This window comes from Aetokthonos hydrillicola CCALA 1050 (assembly GCF_017591665.1).
Classification (GTDB): Bacteria; Cyanobacteriota; Cyanobacteriia; order Cyanobacteriales; family Nostocaceae; genus Aetokthonos; species Aetokthonos hydrillicola.
Map to the genome: position 1 here is coordinate 1 of NZ_JAAKGC010000056.1, position 16,991 is coordinate 16,991.

Consider the following 16,991-nt stretch of genomic DNA (forward strand, 5'->3'; position numbering starts at 1 on the left):
TTCAAGAAATATCTAACCAAAGTGAGTTAGAACGGACTGCTGAAGACAAACCCAAGCGAGGTATCCCCACGGGTGGTAAAGCAATTAACCCGTTTACAGGGGAAGAAATTCCTATTTGGATTGCTGATTATGTGCTGTATGAGTACGGTACGGGCGCAGTTATGGGTGTACCAGCACACGATGCACGAGATTTTAAGTTTGCTAAAGAACAAAATTTGCCGATCAAAGTGGTGATTGTACCACCTGGAACTGTAGAGCCGTTTGATGAAACTTCTCTAAAACAGGCATACACAGAACCAGGGATTATCGTTAATTCTGGTTCTTTTAATGGCATCAATTCTAGTGAAGGAAAGCAAGCCATTGTAGAATATGCCGAAAAAGGAGGTTTTGGCAAAGCACGGGTACAGTATCGCTTGCGGGATTGGTTAATTTCGCGGCAAAGGTACTGGGGTGCACCTATACCAATGATTCATTGTCCTAGTTGTGGTACAGTGCCAGTTCCTGAAAAAGATTTACCTGTATTATTGCCAGAAGATGTCGAATTTACAGGACGTGGCGGCTCTCCTTTGGCGAAGTTAGAAAGTTGGGTAAATGTACCTTGCCCAACTTGTGGGAAACCAGCATCGCGAGAAACGGACACGATGGATACATTTATTGATTCGTCGTGGTATTTTTTAAGGTTTACTGATGCTAAGAATGAACAGCAGGTTTTTGACTCTGCGAAAACAAATGATTGGATGGCAGTGGATCAGTATGTTGGTGGTATTGAACATGCCATTTTGCACTTGTTGTATTCGCGGTTTTTCACAAAAGTACTACGAGACAGGAATTTATTAGACTTTGATGAACCATTCCAGCGTTTGTTAACTCAGGGTATGGTGCAGGGGATAACTTATTTGAACCCTAATAAATCTGGTAAAGACAAATGGATTCCTTCCTATCTGGTTAAAGATACAAGTGATCCACGAGATCCCCAGACAGGCGAACCATTACAACGCCTATACGCCACCATGTCTAAATCTAAAGGCAACGGTGTTGCACCTGAAGAAGTGATTAGCAAATATGGTGTAGACACCGCTCGGATGTTTATCCTGTTTAAAGCGCCACCAGAAAAAGATCTGGAATGGGATGAAGCTGATGTAGAAGGGCAATACCGCTTTTTAAATCGGGTTTGGCGATTGGTGAGTGATTATAAACAGGTGGAGAATAAAGCCTCTACAAAGGATTTAACCAAACCAGAGAAAGATCTACGTCGCGCAATTCACACTGCTATTAAAGAAGTCACAGAAGATGTAGAGGGTGAATATCAGTTCAACACAGCCGTGTCAGAGTTGATGAAGTTAAGCAACGCTCTTACTGATGCTAACTGCAAAGATTCACCTATTTATGCAGAAGGGATTCAAAATTTAGTTGTGTTGCTAGCACCATTTGCACCTCATATAGCTGAGGAACTTTGGCATTTCTTGGGTAACACTAGCTCAGTTCACACTCAAAAATGGCCTAGCTTCGATGAATCTGCCCTAGAAGCTGATGAAATCACATTGGTTGTTCAGATTAATGGTAAAAAGCGTGGTGATCTTCAGGTTCCAGCACAGGCTGATAAAGCAGAATTGGAGAAGTATGCTCGTGAGTCAGAAGTTGCTAAGCGAAATTTAGAAGGTAAGGAGATTAAAAAGGTAATTGTCGTGCCCGGAAAGTTGGTGAACTTTGTTGTTGGGTAATCGAGGTGTTATTTTACTAACTGAGCAACAGTCATTACCAAATCAGTTAAGTCAAACGGCTTATGAAGCAGGATTTCAAATCCTGCTTTAATAGCTTGAGCAGATTCAGTCTCAAATCCTGAAGCAGTTAATGCAATAGCTGGTGTTTCTCCTTTGTCAGATTTAAGATTTCTGATTTCGCGAATCAGCCAATACCCATCTTTCTCCGGCATAGCAATATCTATGATGAGAATATCGGGCTTCGACTGTAGCAATTTTTTCAAAGCTTCACCTGCTGACGTAACTGTCACCACCTCAGCACCATAATCAGAAAGCAAAAACTCTAGTAAATATAGAGTATCTGGATCATCATCAACTGCAAGTACACGTATACCCTTGAGCGTTGATGAGCGCCGACTTAAAAAGCCGCCTGCCATTCCTAGAAAGTAAGTTGGCATCATTTAGATGAGCAATTTTTGCATAAAAATATTGAACCCAGTCCCCATATAAAATACTAAAGAGTATATATTTATAATACATATTAGGTGAACCGTTAAGTCAAAGCAATATAGAAGGGAGATAAACTAGGGCATTGGTAACTTTTTCCCATGCCCTATGTGTTGCGAACTGCAAACAAGAACGCTTCAAACCGCAAACAAGCGAATTTTGAAACCACATTAATTGCAAATAAGAGGGGTCTCAAAACCACATTCACTGCAAATGAAACCACATTATTTGCAACCAGACCAAATTAACTGCAACCAAACCACATTATTTGCAAATAGGCTATAACGCTGACCAGTCATAGCTTACAGCATTTAAATAGCTAAAACCGTCCAAAAAATAAGTTCCTTTAGACTGGACACATATGAACGAATGTCCTGGTTTAAATTGAACGCTATCCGTTCAATTTAATTATGAATTAGGTTTTTTGTGAGTAAGTCCGAAAAACGTGTTTCTCTGTCGCAGTAAAGAATCTTAAGTTTTAAATTAGGGTGAAAGTAATATTACTAAATTTGGACAGCACTGGCTGAACCCTGATATAATATCAGTCCATTTGGAAGATACCCAACGTAGAGGAAACAACATGCTTAAAAAATTTTAAGGTTCTGGAAAAGCTGGGTAAGCTCGTTGGCTATGATGGCGTGGTGCTATGCTTTGCGCCTGCTGCATTGCTGCTGACCAAAGACGTGAATGCTGTGCCAGTGTGGACGATATGAAAATCATTTGCTACAGCGACCTGCATCTGGAGTTCGGCTCGGGTTTCAGGCCGCCGGTCAATACAGATGCTGACCTGATGATCCTGGCGGGTGATATCATCACCTGCAAGAATTACATGCCGCTCAGCCGCTTTTTACAGGAATGGCGGAAGCCAGTGCTGTATGTGATGGGCAACCATGAATATTATACAAGTCGCCCGATGGCGGAAGAGAATGCCAACTTCAGGCACTGGCTAGAAGAACATCATCCAAATGTTACGCTGCTGCTGGACGAAAGTGTGACCGTTGATGGCGTGCATTTCTTCGGCGGAACCATGTGGACGGATTTTGACGGCAGCAATCCGCTAGCCATGCTTACCGCGCAGCAGCAGATAAATGATTACCGGATGATCACTCTTTCTGATAACCATCCACTAACCCCTACCCAGACTGTCGTCCTGCACCAGGTTTATTGGGAAAAGCTGATAGCTTGGTTCGAGAACGACGAGAGTGGCACCCGCGTGGTGATCAGCCACCATGCCCCCGTCATCAATCCGCATACCCGCCATAGGAACAGCCCGTTGCAGCCAGCGTTCAATTCTTTGGACATGGTGGAAATTATTGAGCGCTATCAGCCAGCACTATGGGTGTACGGCCATACGCATGAATGCGATGATCAGGTGATTGGTACTACACGCGTTATCTCGAATCAGTCGGGCTATCCTCTTCGGGGAGGAGGATATGAATGCAAAGAGTTTGATCCCAAAGGTTGCACATTGAATTTGGAATAACCTCAGGGTCTTCGCCAACTCAGGGCTGCCAGTTTTCCAAAGTTTCCTTGTGACTTCTGCAAGTTCTTATTTCTTCAACCTTGTCTTTTCTTCTAATCCTAAAGTATTGATTGAGATGCTGAAGGCGAGTTAGGCGGGTTAGGTTTTAGTGTGATTTGAACTATATTTTGACCAAACGGTTGCAAAATACTTCACTCTGCACTAGGACAAAATATACTTCAAAGGTATAAATGGAGTTCAAAAATCTCAAAACTTAGTTCTAGGAAGTAACGTGGTGTCACTGGAATGATAACTTGGCAGGAAAGGTCAGTTTATGGTTCCAATCACAAACGGACACGTTATGGTTCTAAGTTTGAAACCCTGATTGGGAAAGGATTTCAAAAACAGTACTTTTTTCGCTGACGTTTTTATTAGGTTTAGAGACTACAAAATTTAAGGACTCTTGGACAGCCTGATGCTTCCATTTTTGCTCAAAGGACAAGTTATCCTTCCCATATCAGGAATCTTTAACAATTGCCTCACGTAAGAATCAGGGTTTCAGGCTCTAAAATACTTGGTTATGCTTTCAGCCCCTGAAAACTTTTGGGTATAGTGACAATACTTGGTTATGCTTTCAGCCCCTGAAAACTTTTGGGTATAGTGACACGAGCATCTGGCGCTGGATGGCAAGACGCTGCGTGGCAGTCATGGGAATACCATCAACGAGCAGGTACATTTACTCAGTCTGTTTTGCCAGAGGAGCGGGATCGTGGTGCGTGACACACCGATGGAGCGCGGCGAAAATGAGATCACGGCGGCGCTTCCTCTATTGGGGGACATGAATCTGGCTGGGAAGGTGGTTACCGGCGACGCAATCTTCGCGCAAAAAAAGTCTGTGCGCTCATCAGGGAACGGGGCGGAAATTATGTCTTCACCGTCAAGGACAACCAGCGCAAGCTGAAACGGGAGACAGACAGGTGTCTGGACCTCTTGGCCGATACGCAGCGGTATCAGCAGCACCAGACCACCGACACCGGACATGGACGGGTCGAAACCCGCTATATCCGCATGGTTCCATCTCCCGACAAGCTCAAAAAGGCATGGCCAGGACTACAGGCCATCGGCACCGTGCAGCGCACCAGACAAAACCGCAAAACCGGCAACACATCCGTCCACACCGTTCATTTCATTACCAGCCTCAACCACCCCGCCCCTGATATCCTCGCCTTGAACAGAGGACATTGGGGAATAGAGAACAAGCTTCATCGGCATAAAGACACACTCCTCGATGAAGATCGATCCACCATTCGCAAACAGGCTGCTCCCCACAACATGGCCGTCATCAGGGCTTCTTCGGTGGCTTTCCTCAGATCGAACAATACACCTCTCACCCACGCCTCTCAAAACTTCGCCAGAAACCCTTCCGCTCTATTCAGCTTGATATTCTGACTTTTAAATCGCCCTGCAAAAAACCTAATTCATAATTAAATTGAACGGATAGCGTTCAATTTAAACCAGGACATTCGTTCATATGTGTCCAGTCTAAAGGAACTTATTTTTTGGACGGTTTTAGCTATTTAAATGCTGTAAGCTATGACTGGTCAGCGTTATAGCCTATTTGCAAATAATGTGGTTTGGTTGCAGTTAATTTGGTCTGGTTGCAAATAATGTGGTTTCATTTGCAGTGAATGTGGTTTTGAGACCCCTCTTATTTGCAATTAATGTGGTTTCAAAATTCGCTTGTTTGCGGTTTGAAGCGTTCTTGTTTGCAGTTCGCAACACCTATGCGTCATGCCGAAAAACTCCACCCTCTGTATTAGCTTGAGATCTCTGTGCAAAAGTTGTCTTTCCAATTTAAAATCAACAGGAGTTGGGTTAGTCTCCGACAAAACCAAATTTAGAATTTGAAATTCTTGTGAATTTACGACGCCTGATTCCATTGTTTGATAACTCCGTGTCCACTTGGGCATTAGAGGCACGGTTATTACGCTGGTTAACACTACTTTGGTTATTTATGGGCTTGGTGATGCTATTTTCAGCATCCTATCCCGCTGCTGACACTCGTTTCAATGATGGGCTTTACTACTTTAAACGTCAGCTGATTTGGGTTTTAGTTGCCTTAATAATATTTAACATTATCGTTTATTTGCCTCTACGTAGGATTTTGGGGCTATCTCATTGGTTCGTGATCTTTTTCTTGGGTTTAATTTTTGTCACCCTGATTCCAGGTGTGGGAACCCACACTAATGGAGCAACTCGTTGGATACCCCTTGGTCCAGTTCCAATTCAACCATCTGAATTGATTAAACCATTTTTAGTGTTGCAAAGTGCGCGAGTTTTCGGCCATTGGGAACGAATTAGTTGGGGAATTCGTTTTAGCTGGCTGGCTGTTTTTGGTATTATAATTCTGGGGATTTTAGCTCAGCCTAATTTGAGTACGACTGCACTTTGCGGTATGACTATTTGGCTAATTGCTTTAGCATCCGGACTGCCTTACAAGTATCTGGGAGGGACAGCGATTGGCGGAGTTCTATTAGCGGTACTCAGTATTAGTGTAAAAGAGTATCAGCGTAAACGGGTGATGTCGTTCCTAAACCCGTGGGCTGATGCCCAGGGAAATGGATACCAGTTAGTGCAAAGTTTGCTAGCAGTTGGTTCTGGTAGATTTTGGGGTGCTGGTTTTGGACTTTCTCAGCAAAAGCAGTTTTATTTACCAATTCAAGATACAGATTTTATTTTTGCTGTATTCGCTGAAGAATTCGGCTTTATTGGCAGTGTAGTATTACTACTGATGCTGTCTTTATACGCAACTTTGGGATTAATAGTGGCTGTTAGGAGTAAGCAAGCAGTACCTAGATTAGTAGCAATTGGCGTGACGACGTTAATAGTAGGACAATCATTGCTGCATATCGGTGTTGCTAGTGGGGCTTTACCTACTACAGGGTTACCTTTGCCAATGTTTAGCTATGGTGGCAATTCAATGATTGCTAGTTTAATGTTAGCCGGTTTATTAATTCGAGTTGCACGCGAAAGTAGTGAGGCTGAAGTGGTTCCGTTGCGAGGACAAGGAAGAAGAAATTAGGGATTGGGGATTGGGGATTGGGTACTGAAGGTTAGACTACCTACTTCTGTGCTCCCCCTGCTCAAGAGCTCCTCTGCTCCCTGTTACCTCTTATATCCCATGACTTTTACCAACAACCCAATTACGTCGGAAAAAGCGGGCTAAAGCTGGCTCCTCTAAAGATAAATAAATCGGGCGTCCATGAGGACAAGTGCGGGGATTACGAGTAATCTTCCATTGATCTAATAATGCTTGCATCTCTTGGAGACTGAGAGTTGTGCCATTGCGAATAGCACTGCGACAAGCAACAGCAACTTGAGCCGCTTGTAAGTCTCCTCCCAAACTAAGTTCTAAAATTGCATCAGCACAGTCGTCGCGAGAAAGCAAAATTGCAGGTACGCTACGGATAGCCCAAAGTTGTTCACCAAAGGGTTCTATATCTAAACCAAGACGTTGCAGTTGCGACACTTGAGCAGGAGATAATTGATAAAGAATAACCGGGGGTTCTTTGGGGACAATTTGCCAATTGTCGCTCAATTGCTCATACAAAACTCGCTCATGAGCAATGTGCTGTTCTATTAACCACATTCCTCCTGGATATTCAGCAATAATATAGGTTTTATTCACTTGACCAACAGCCCTCAGTTGTAGAGAGGTGGGATTAGTCTCTACAGGGGTTTGGTTTTCTTCGGTGTTAATGGAACGATTTAAATTGTAGCTACCTTTTTCTTCGGCAGCTTTTAGTAATTTGCTAACTCGCGTTGTGTGGACATTTTCTTTGAGGGTTTCACTACTATGCCGAAGTGCTTTGTCAATTGCGATCGCAATATGCTCTTGCCAATAACTGATTTCGTTGAGGTAAATTTCTGCTTTTGCTGGGTGGCGGTTCCAGTTAATTTGATCGGGAGGAATAAACATGTGTAAGAAACACACCGGATAGCGATCGCGCGGTAACGTTTTGTGAAATGCGCTCAGAATTGTTTGCTCTAGTTCCGGACACTTTACCATTCTTCCATTTACAGCTACCCGCACCCAGTCTGGACGATGACGATGACAGCGATCAGGTAATCCTAGCACTAATGAAATTAATGCCTCTTTGTTTTGAGGAATTTCTACTTGAAACTCTCGTAAATCACTTGGTTCTACTTGCTGTATGAATTGGGGCAATAGCTGTTTAAGGGTAGTCACAGGACTTATACTGAACCATGGACGGTCATCTTGCGAAACTTGCCAAGTTACATGAGGATGACATAACGCAATTTGTTGAATCGTTGCTTGCACACTCTTCATTTGCTGTGGTAGTTTTGGCAAGCCTCGACGACGCGCCTTACAATTTCCGAATAAATTTGCTACTGTAACGACAGTACCAGGCGCGATCGCCGCCGCCTTAACTTGAACAGGTTCTCCTCCAGAACCATAAATTATCTGCCAGCCTATCTCACCAGTTGATGGACGACTTAAAATTTCCACTTCAGCTAGATTTGTTAGACTGTGCAAAGCCTCGCCCCGAAAACCTAAACTAGTGATTTTCCATAAATCTGCACAGCTACGAATTTTACTAGTACTATGGGCTGTTGCTGCGCGCTGCAAATCATCCAAGCTCATACCACAGCCATTATCTACTACGCGGACTCGCCACTCTTCTGGCCATACAGAAATTACAATTCTTGTTGCACCTGCGTCTAGGGAATTTTCTACTAATTCCCGCACTACGGAAGCCAAAGAGTCAATCACCTCCCCAGCCGTGATTAAGTGTACAACTTCTGTTGATAGAGTTTTAATAGTAGAAACCATATTTTATAGCGTAGCTTACTAAGGGTATCGAGTTATTAGAGCCTGTGGTCTAAGGGTGTAGAGAAACCCAAAATCATGGAAGGTTCCCATGAGAACCTGAACAAGTTTTTCCATAGATAAATTCTCAGTATTTAAACTATCTGGATAGCTCGCATTCAGTGTAAATATATACTCTAAATTGTTTATTTATCCCCATTATGGCTATATACCCTTTTTTACGAGAGATTAATCGCCCTTGTCATAGAATAACAGAACTAATAGCTATAGCTTTGCCAGTTTTTATAAAATAACCCTCAATTGTTGTCAGAAAATTGTACGTTTCTATGAGAGGACGCAAAGTAGTTTAAAAGCACTTTCCTTTGCACAAAGTCATAAGTTATTTGAATCCAATAACCAATTAAGAAAATTAATGGGATACTAACTGTGGATAAAATGATAAATCTCTGTGATTCTAATAATTTCTGAGAAATTATCCAATTCCAAGCAGAACCTTTAGTAAGTACTGTCAAAATAGGACGGTGAAATAAATATGCTGAATATGAGGCTAGACTCATTCCATGTAAAATGGGAGTAAATTGCTGAAAACTCCGAAAGCGATTTTCAATAATTATTAGGAAATTTAAGGCAACAAAAAAGAAGCTAATTTCACTTAGCGTTAGTACAGAAAAATATATATAATATGGTAGTTTAAAAAACAAAGAACTATTAACGATAATAAAAAATAAACCTATTTCAAGAATTGCCAATATAAAGACGATTGATGATAAATACCTTTTTATTTTTCGTTTATAAACATCCAAAGCCATCTTCATTCCCAGGAAAAACTGAATAGTAAAACTTATAAAAGAATCCCTTACATAAAAACCATTATGGTCTAGCATTATCGCTAAGCCATATAGAAATAGAGACGTAGCACCCAAAAGAAATAATCCTCTTTTCTGAGATATTATTTTATAAGCTAAAGGAAAAACTAAGTAGTATTGTACAATTAAACCAATAAACCATAAGCTTCCTGGATTATGAGAATACTCTTTAAAGAATGTGTGAACAACAAAAAGATGCGCTAAGAAGTTTTGTGGCTCAATTACATTGACAATTAATAAGTAAGTTAATAAAGCTAAATAATAAAGTGGAAGTATTCTCAAAAAGCGCTTGTAGAAAAAAGGTAACACTTGTAAATCAGTTGTGTTGCTCACTAACCTGCTATAAGTCAAACCGAAACCTGACAAAATGATGAAACCAGAAACTCCTATACCTCCTAATGTAGGCCAAAAAAACTGCCAAACTTGACCACGATATGTCATTCCCCAGTACTCAGATAGGTGACAGAATACTACGCAAAGTATCATGAGAATTTTTAATCGATCAATATATTGTAAACGAATAGATTTTTCTTGAGAAGCGTTGCGACTCATTCTATAGGATTCCTACGTGATTTGTGTTTCGGCTTGGTCGACTTCTATATTTGATATACAAATTTCCAGCCAGTTGTTGGCTTGTCTGGATTTTTTTATCTTCTGTCGATAAACAGCAATCGTACTTAATCTGCGAAACTAGTTGTGAGGGCAGGCAATAGGCAATAAATGATTAAGAAATACGATACCAGTACCTAGGTCTATGGTCAAGCTGTTAGCCGTATTTTAAATACGCAGTCAAATATTTAAGTAGCAATCGTTACATTTATGGTGGATCGCTGGCACGAATTTTTCATAAAAATAGAGACGCGAAATCCCGCGTCTCTGGAGCGTAGCGATATCGCACCAGGTTGTTAATCCTTCATCGCCAACACCTTAGGCTGTTGAGGATACAGTAACCCATTTAACAGTGAAGCTGGACGTTTACCGTATGGCCAAGCAAAAGCATGACTAAATGCTGCATCTTGGCAAGCTTGTAACTGGTCAAAGTTGATAATATCGTAAGTTAAGAGGTTCTCGTATTCAAAGGGGAGGCGTACATTGTGTAACCCCGCATTATCGGTACAAATAGCAATATCTACCCCTGCATCAAAACAGCGATCGAACACTAATTTGAGTTGACGTATATCTTGCAAGGTACCAGTTTTTAGGTAAGTTGTGGGGCAAACCTCTAAACATTGACGACGCTTAGCCACGTCTTTAAGTAACTCTGGATATAGCAGAGGAATTTGAATGCCATGACCAATCCTCATCAAGTATGGTAGGAGTTGAGGATAACAGCCAGCAGTGGTTTCGTAAAGATGCGCAGTGGTTTTAATGTCACGCGATCGCGCATAATCATAAAGTTCAATCCACTCATCCATCCGCTCAGCGAAGCGACTATCCCCTCCAGCCACGTCTATCGCACAAACATACTGCTTATTTTGCACAGCTAAATCAACAATCGCCTTGTTTACCTCATAAGGTAGGCGGGTGTGCATACAGAGAATTTGGCTAGTGATGATTGGGTATTCTGGTAGTTTGCTTGCTCTACCCACAACCTCTACAATCTCTGCCATCTTGTCAATTCTTTCTGATTGACTTAGATGCTCTGGTGTCCGTAAATATGGAGTATACCGCAGCTCAAGGTAAGCTAAATTTTCAAAAATGTAAGCACCTCTAAGAAGACGATAGACAAAGTACGGCAAAGTCTCTACAGTTTGTACACTTTCTACGAGGGTGTGTAACTCCAGGTACTCGTCTAGCGTGTTGCGTGGGCGTGTGTAAAATTCTTCAAATTCTTGATACTTAGCAAAGCGAGAAATAGCATCTGAGGAGTGGCGCTCAAAATATCTCCATAAAACGCGGGGTACAACAGAACCGCCGAGATGTCTATGTAATTCAGCGTATAAAGCCATAGTGGTCTTTTGACAATAAATTTTAAATATTATTAACAATAACAAATAAAAAAAACAACCTAAAGCCAGCAAAATTTCATGAACAACTTTTGAAGGTGATGTTCATCTTGACAGAAATCCTTTACTATAAACGGTTTGGGTAATTGTAAATTTACAATGTCCTACTTGATGTCTCGATAGGTTTTGATTCACTTGATGCGTGTCATCAGTATTTTAAATCACGCTAATGAATGAATTTTTATGACTAAATAGCAGTAATAATTTCAGCATTACGGAGATCAAATAATCTCAGCCAGATTACAGGGAGCAGCCAACAAAGTCTATGAGATACATCTATTATTCGTAAGCACTTAGCTGCTTATATTAAGTCTTTTATACATGTGCAGAAAACTTAATATAAATTAATAATTACGCTCTGAGCCAATACTGCGTAGGTTTTTCCCGAAAATTTGCCCTGAACTAAAGTTCGGGCTAATAGCGCTCATTGAGCTAAAAGCTCACTGGGTAATCTTTTAACCCATTAAAATGGGTTTAAGCTTTGAGCCGGGAAATAAATTTCCCGGCTCTTAACTACAAACCTCTGGAAGATCATCTCTTCTTGTGCTAAGACACAGTAAAGGAAGCAGTTCCTTTTAGGTTAACTGTGCTATAGGTTTTTTCTGCTCCTCGTCCTGGCCCTGCAATAGTAGTAAGAGTTGTGGTTTTTATACCAGGAACTGTGATACGAATCTTTTCAGATGTAGTGCTTAAGTTGACTGATGGAAGAACTAAAGTAAATGTCACTGTACGTAAATCAGGCACTGTTTCTAAAGTGACTGTAATTAACTGACCAATCTCAGTATCCTGAATACGAATTTGCTGACCAGAGAAGTTGAGATTGAAATTATTGTCACGGTAGCTTAACAAGGGGACTCCTGAGAAGCTTGTTTCAGAATAACTAACTACGATAGAACCACCACTTAGTTCAAAAGTATTGGCTTTAGTAAAATTTAGAGATTGTGCTTGTTGTACTGGAGTTTGTGCTAAGGGAAGAGCCACGACGGGTGCATTCCAACAGAACAATACGGTTAAGACAACGCTAAGAATCAGTGATAAACGACGCATACTGTTACTAAATTAAACGGGTCTTCACATTAATAGTTATTAGTGAATCCACATATGCACTCGTTGCAGATTAGCGTTGATATTTTTGGCCTTATCGAGTATCGTCACTTCTTCAAGTGAGGAATTATACAGCAGCAAAGATGAGGACTTAAATTTTGTTGACAAAATCTCCGTAGATGTTTATCATAGTCGTTTGTGAAAACATTACTTTATAATATAAGCGCTTGGCTAACGTCATTGTAATAGGTGCCCAGTGGGGCGATGAAGGAAAAGGAAAAATAACAGACTTGCTCAGCCGCTCTGCAGATGTTGTCGTACGTTACCAAGGCGGTGTGAATGCTGGTCATACGATTGTAGTAAAAGGTCAGACTTTTAAACTTCACTTGATTCCCTCGGGTATTTTGTACCCAAATACCGAGTGTATTATTGGTTGTGGAACAGTGATAGACCCAGAGGTTTTGCTCAAAGAACTTGAACAAATAAAAGAACTGGGTGTTTCCACGAATAATCTACTAATCTCTGAAACTGCTCATGTCACGATGCCTTACCATCGATTGATTGACCAGGCAACAGAGGAGCGTAGGGGAAGCCATAAAATTGGTACGACAGGTAGAGGTATTGGTCCCACCTATGCAGATAAATCAGAGCGAACTGGCATCAGGATGTTAGACTTGATGGACAAGGACGGGCTAACTGAGCAGCTAGAGTGGATCATTAATTATAAAAATGTCATTCTAGAAAAACTTTATAATATACCACCTTTAAACCCGCAAGAAGTTATTGAGAAGTACTTGGAGTACGCAGAACGTTTGCGTCCTTACGTGGTGGATACCTCAGTAAAAATATATGATGCGGTTCGCCGTCGGCGTAATATTCTGTTTGAAGGAGCGCAAGGAACTCTCCTGGATCTAGATCACGGGACTTATCCCTATGTCACATCCTCTAATCCCGTAGCAGGGGGAGCTTGTGTTGGTACAGGTTTAGGCCCGACAATAGTTGATCGGGTTATTGGGGTATCAAAAGCCTACACTACTCGGGTAGGGGAAGGCCCATTTCCTACTGAAATCTGTGGGGAGTTGGGCGACTTGTTGTGCGATCGCGGCGCAGAATTTGGCACAACAACCGGACGTAGGCGTCGTTGCGGCTGGTTTGATGCAGTCATCGGTCGCTATGCAGTTCGGATTAACGGGATGGATTGTCTGGCGATTACCAAACTAGATGTTCTCGACGAACTAGAGGAAATCAAAGTTTGTGTGGCTTATGAGATAGATGGGGAACCTTGCGATCACTTTCCCCGCAGTTCTCGTCGATTCGCTCGTTGTAAACCAATATACAAAACTCTCCCAGGATGGGGTGTCTCAACCAGTCATTGCCGTTCTCTAGAAGATTTGCCTCGGCAAGCACTAGATTATCTCAAATTTTTGGCAGAATTGATGGAAGTGCCGATCGCGATCGTTTCTTTAGGAGCTAGCCGCGATCAAACCATCATTGTAGAGGACCCAATTCATGGTCCCAAACGCGCATTATTGCATGTAGATGGTACATCTACATCGTTACTAAGTGCGTAAAGTTGAGTTAGTAGTTAGTAGATAGTGGTTAGTAGCTAACATAACCCCTAATCCCTAACCCCTAACACCTAACACCTAACCCCCTAATATCTAATTATGGATCTCACAATCGAATGTCAAAAGCGGCCAGAAGGCAGTAAGCCGAATGCTTTGCGCCGTTCTGGAAAAATTCCAGCGAATTTATACGGTCATAAAGGTACTGAGTCAATCGCTCTTACCCTCGATACCAAAGTTGTAGAACAACTGTTGAAAAAAGGTTCTGTTAACAACACCTTAATTGATCTCAAAATCACTGATATTCCTTGGAGTGGAAAAACTCTGCTCCGGGAAGTTCAGATTCACCCAGCAAAGCGCACACCTTACCACCTCAGCTTTTTTGCAGTTGCAGGACATGGTGATACCGATGTAGAAGTTTCCCTACATTTTGTAGGAGAAGCAGTCGGTGTGAAGCAAGAAGGCGGAGTGTTAGACACACCAATAACCCAATTGCAGATCCGTTGTGCACCGGAAAATATTCCAGAAGCAATTGAAGTGAATGTCTCTGAACTGCACGTAGGAGATAGTTTGCATACAGATGAGCTGAGCTTGCCCGAAGGTGTAAAAATTATAGCTGAAACAGGACAAGTAGTTGTTTCAGTTTTGCCACCACAAACAAGTGCTGATACAGGATCAGTATCAGAGGGAACTTAAATTCTGTTATAGTTTCCGTTGTAACCAGGGGGTACACCTCTGGTTTTTTTATGTTGAACCATCAAAATGCTAAGGATTGTTATGACTGAAGTTTCTGTTCCAACTTTGATTCAGAAAATGCTCCAGCCTGGGTTTTATCCCCATCCTGTGAAGGAGCCGATTCAATTGATTCAGACACATATTTCTTATGTGCTTTTGACTGGGGATTTTGCCTATAAGCTAAAGAAGCCAATGAATTTTGGCTTTTTAGACTTCTCAACTTTAGAAAAGCGAAAGCATTTTTGTGAGGAAGAGTTACGTTTAAATAAACGCGGAGCACCAGAACTTTATTTGGAAGTACTACCTGTGACTCTGGAGGAGGAAAAGTACTCTTTAGGAGGAACAGGAGAACCTGTAGAATATGCACTAAAAATGCACGCTTTTCCTCAAGAGGGTTTGTTTAGCAATCTATTTGAGCAGGGTAAATTGAATGAGGGACACTTAGAACAATTGGGGCAAGTGGTGGCTCAGTACCATCGTAAAACTGAGACGAATGATTATATTAAAACTTTCGGGGAAGTACCACAAGTTCGAGCTGCCATTGACGAGAATTATGAGCAAACGATGAAGTATATTGGTGGTCCCCAAACACAAAAACAGTTTGAGGAAACGAAAGAATATACTGACCGCTTTTTTGCAGAACGTCCAGAATTATTTAAAAGCAGAGTTGAAAATAATTTTATTCGAGAATGCCACGGCGATTTACACATGAGAAATATTTGCCTGTGGCATGACAAAATTACGTTGTTTGACTGCATTGAGTTTAATGAGCCATTTCGCTTTGTAGATGTGATGTACGATGTGGCATTTACTGTGATGGATTTGGAAGCTAGGCACAGTAGAGAGTTAGGTAATGCATTCTTGAATACCTATGTTGAGCAAACAGGGGATTGGGAAGGTTTGCAGGTGTTACCTTTATATTTAAGCCGTCAGGCTTATGTAAGAGCTAAGGTAGGCTCGTTTGTTTTAGATGATCCTGGTATTTCTCAAGCAGAGAAGGAAGAGGCACTAAAAACGGCGGCTAATTACTATAAGCAGGCTTGGGATTATACAAAGCCTAAGCAAGGAAAATTAATTTTGATGTCAGGCTTGTCTGGTTCTGGTAAAAGTACAACGGCACGCTACTTAGCTCGTAAACTGGGAGCAATTCACGTTCGTTCTGATGCAGTGCGGAAACATTTAGGAGGAATCCCCCTAAGTGAACGTGGCGGAGATGATTTGTATACCCCAGAAATGACTAAGAAAACTTACGGGCGGCTCTTAGATTTAGGAGTTATGCTCGCAAGTCAAGGTTTTCCAGTGATTTTAGATGCTAAGTACGACCAACACCAGTTACGGGAAGAGGCGATCGCTCAAGCTCAAAAACACCAAATTCCTCTTCAGATTATCTACTGCAAAGCACCAGTGGAAGTTTTGCGTTCTCGCTTGGAAAATCGCACCGGTGATATTGCTGATGCTACTGCCAATTTATTGACATCACAGATCGAAAAAGCTGAAGCGTTCAGTGAACAAGAAAAACCATTAGTTAAAATTTTGGACACAACTGAACCTATAGAGGCACAATTAAAAGAAGTTATTTGCCAATAGTTCATTATGGCAGGACCACAAAAAGGCTTCGGTAATCCGCTATCTTATTTGTCAGGGAGATTCCTGACACAGCTGTTATTTGGGTTATTTTTATCACTTGTACTCAACACAACACTACACAACGTAGCTCTAAGCATCTTCCTGGGTGTATTGGGTGGTGTAGCCGTCGGTTGGTTCACAGCTGCCACAACAACTGGTCCCCAAACCCAACCTGTGGGTACCTCTGAAGGTATTGATGCTGGACTAAAATACTGGCTATTTTTCTTGCTTGGCTTCTTCTGGTTACGGTACGCACCAGCTATGAGTATTTTCCTCGGTGCAATAGCAGGTTTAAGTGCAGGTTGGATGATTGCTTGGTGGAAAACTAGGGAGGAAACTAAAACTCAACTACCAGATGAAGCCTCTCAAGAAGAGGAAGCTGAACTCTCAAATGAGTCGGTTAGGAATAAATCCCGCAAAAGACGAACAACCAAACGGTATCGTCGTACTTCAAGAATACCTGACTTAACTAGGTTTTGGAGAAGGTGAGAGGGATTGGGGCATGGGGCAATGGGCATGGGGCATAGGCATTGGGTAGAGGAAAAGAATTATATCAGTAAGTCTTTAGCGAGAAAGAGTAAATACTTTTTGGGTAAACAGTTTTTCCTCCCCTGCTCCTATGCCCCAT

The 16,991-nt window shown here is 41.8% G+C and carries 14 protein-coding genes; 8 read left to right on the plus strand and 6 right to left on the minus strand.

The window, feature by feature from the left end; genetic code table 11:
- Positions 1 to 1,721: leucine--tRNA ligase (gene leuS / locus G4P69_RS23825; RefSeq protein WP_208351640.1), on the plus strand; the 1,721-nt coding region annotated here is incomplete at its 5' end.
- Positions 1,722 to 1,729: 8 nt separating this feature from the next.
- Here leuS and G4P69_RS23830 read toward each other — a convergent pair.
- Positions 1,730 to 2,161: a response regulator gene (locus tag G4P69_RS23830; RefSeq protein ID WP_243903036.1), complete on the minus strand. Its 432-nt coding sequence runs from the start codon at positions 2,159 to 2,161 to the stop codon at positions 1,730 to 1,732.
- A gap of 640 nt (positions 2,162 to 2,801) precedes the next feature.
- On the minus strand, positions 2,802 to 2,927 hold the full coding sequence (locus G4P69_RS40020; RefSeq protein ID WP_279606312.1) for a hypothetical protein: 126 nt from the start codon (positions 2,925 to 2,927) through the stop codon (positions 2,802 to 2,804).
- Between G4P69_RS40020 and G4P69_RS23835 the strand changes: the two genes are divergently transcribed.
- The 3 genes from G4P69_RS23835 to G4P69_RS23845 all read left to right on the plus strand — a co-directional run bounded on the left by G4P69_RS23835 (position 2,917) and on the right by G4P69_RS23845 (position 6,751).
- Positions 2,917 to 3,690 carry a metallophosphoesterase gene (locus G4P69_RS23835; RefSeq protein ID WP_208351641.1) on the plus strand — a complete coding sequence of 258 codons (774 nt, stop codon included), beginning with the start codon at positions 2,917 to 2,919 and terminating at the stop codon, positions 3,688 to 3,690. The two genes, G4P69_RS40020 and G4P69_RS23835, sit on opposite strands and share 11 nt — an antisense overlap.
- Positions 3,691 to 4,497: 807 nt before the next feature.
- Positions 4,498 to 5,118, plus strand: a complete 621-nt coding sequence (locus G4P69_RS23840) for an ISAs1 family transposase (RefSeq protein ID WP_208351702.1) — start codon at positions 4,498 to 4,500, stop codon at positions 5,116 to 5,118.
- Positions 5,119 to 5,584: 466 nt separating this feature from the next.
- Positions 5,585 to 6,751 carry an FtsW/RodA/SpoVE family cell cycle protein gene (locus tag G4P69_RS23845; protein WP_208351643.1) on the plus strand — a complete coding sequence of 389 codons (1,167 nt, stop codon included), beginning with the start codon at positions 5,585 to 5,587 and terminating at the stop codon, positions 6,749 to 6,751.
- 90 nt (positions 6,752 to 6,841) lie between these two features.
- Here G4P69_RS23845 and mutL read toward each other — a convergent pair whose 3' ends face one another.
- From mutL to G4P69_RS23865, 4 genes are all read right to left on the minus strand, one after another.
- Positions 6,842 to 8,524, minus strand: a complete 1,683-nt coding sequence (mutL, locus tag G4P69_RS23850) for a DNA mismatch repair endonuclease MutL (RefSeq protein ID WP_208351646.1) — start codon at positions 8,522 to 8,524, stop codon at positions 6,842 to 6,844.
- 293 nt (positions 8,525 to 8,817) lie between these two features.
- Positions 8,818 to 9,939 (minus strand): acyltransferase family protein, encoded by a 1,122-nt coding sequence (locus G4P69_RS23855; protein WP_208351649.1) that lies wholly within the window; start codon positions 9,937 to 9,939, stop codon positions 8,818 to 8,820.
- A 353-nt stretch (positions 9,940 to 10,292) separates the two neighbouring features.
- Positions 10,293 to 11,336 (minus strand): adenosine deaminase, encoded by a 1,044-nt coding sequence (locus G4P69_RS23860; RefSeq protein WP_208351650.1) that lies wholly within the window; start codon positions 11,334 to 11,336, stop codon positions 10,293 to 10,295.
- Between the two features lie 603 nt (positions 11,337 to 11,939).
- Entirely contained in the window at positions 11,940 to 12,440 is a 501-nt protein-coding gene (locus tag G4P69_RS23865) for a hypothetical protein (protein ID WP_208351653.1), read from the minus strand.
- A gap of 224 nt (positions 12,441 to 12,664) precedes the next feature.
- Here G4P69_RS23865 and G4P69_RS23870 point away from each other — a divergent pair, with 224 nt between their 5' ends.
- The 4 genes from G4P69_RS23870 to G4P69_RS23885 all read left to right on the plus strand — a co-directional run bounded on the left by G4P69_RS23870 (position 12,665) and on the right by G4P69_RS23885 (position 16,852).
- On the plus strand, positions 12,665 to 14,008 hold the full coding sequence (locus G4P69_RS23870; RefSeq protein ID WP_208351655.1) for an adenylosuccinate synthase: 1,344 nt from the start codon (positions 12,665 to 12,667) through the stop codon (positions 14,006 to 14,008).
- Positions 14,009 to 14,104: 96 nt separating this feature from the next.
- Positions 14,105 to 14,698 (plus strand): 50S ribosomal protein L25/general stress protein Ctc, encoded by a 594-nt coding sequence (locus tag G4P69_RS23875; protein ID WP_208351657.1) that lies wholly within the window; start codon positions 14,105 to 14,107, stop codon positions 14,696 to 14,698.
- Between the two features lie 81 nt (positions 14,699 to 14,779).
- Entirely contained in the window at positions 14,780 to 16,324 is a 1,545-nt protein-coding gene (locus G4P69_RS23880) for a bifunctional aminoglycoside phosphotransferase/ATP-binding protein (RefSeq protein WP_208351660.1), read from the plus strand.
- Positions 16,325 to 16,330: 6 nt separating this feature from the next.
- Positions 16,331 to 16,852 (plus strand): hypothetical protein, encoded by a 522-nt coding sequence (locus G4P69_RS23885; protein WP_208351663.1) that lies wholly within the window; start codon positions 16,331 to 16,333, stop codon positions 16,850 to 16,852.
- Positions 16,853 to 16,991 lie beyond the last annotated feature (139 nt).

What these genes read in the sequence shown, in the direction of transcription:
- G4P69_RS23830 (WP_243903036.1), bottom strand. Translation starts at nt 2,161, where the DNA reads ATGATGCCAACTTACTTTCTAGGAATGGCAGGCGGCTTTTTAAGTCGG.
- G4P69_RS23835 (WP_208351641.1), top strand. Translation starts at nt 2,917, where the DNA reads ATGAAAATCATTTGCTACAGCGACCTGCATCTGGAGTTCGGCTCGGGT.
- G4P69_RS40020 (WP_279606312.1), bottom strand. Translation starts at nt 2,927, where the DNA reads ATGATTTTCATATCGTCCACACTGGCACAGCATTCACGTCTTTGGTCA.
- mutL (WP_208351646.1), bottom strand. Translation starts at nt 8,524, where the DNA reads ATGGTTTCTACTATTAAAACTCTATCAACAGAAGTTGTACACTTAATC.
- G4P69_RS23855 (WP_208351649.1), bottom strand. Translation starts at nt 9,939, where the DNA reads ATGAGTCGCAACGCTTCTCAAGAAAAATCTATTCGTTTACAATATATT.
- G4P69_RS23860 (WP_208351650.1), bottom strand. Translation starts at nt 11,336, where the DNA reads ATGGCTTTATACGCTGAATTACATAGACATCTCGGCGGTTCTGTTGTA.
- G4P69_RS23865 (WP_208351653.1), bottom strand. Translation starts at nt 12,440, where the DNA reads ATGCGTCGTTTATCACTGATTCTTAGCGTTGTCTTAACCGTATTGTTC.
- G4P69_RS23875 (WP_208351657.1), top strand. Translation starts at nt 14,105, where the DNA reads ATGGATCTCACAATCGAATGTCAAAAGCGGCCAGAAGGCAGTAAGCCG.
- G4P69_RS23880 (WP_208351660.1), top strand. Translation starts at nt 14,780, where the DNA reads ATGACTGAAGTTTCTGTTCCAACTTTGATTCAGAAAATGCTCCAGCCT.
- G4P69_RS23885 (WP_208351663.1), top strand. Translation starts at nt 16,331, where the DNA reads ATGGCAGGACCACAAAAAGGCTTCGGTAATCCGCTATCTTATTTGTCA.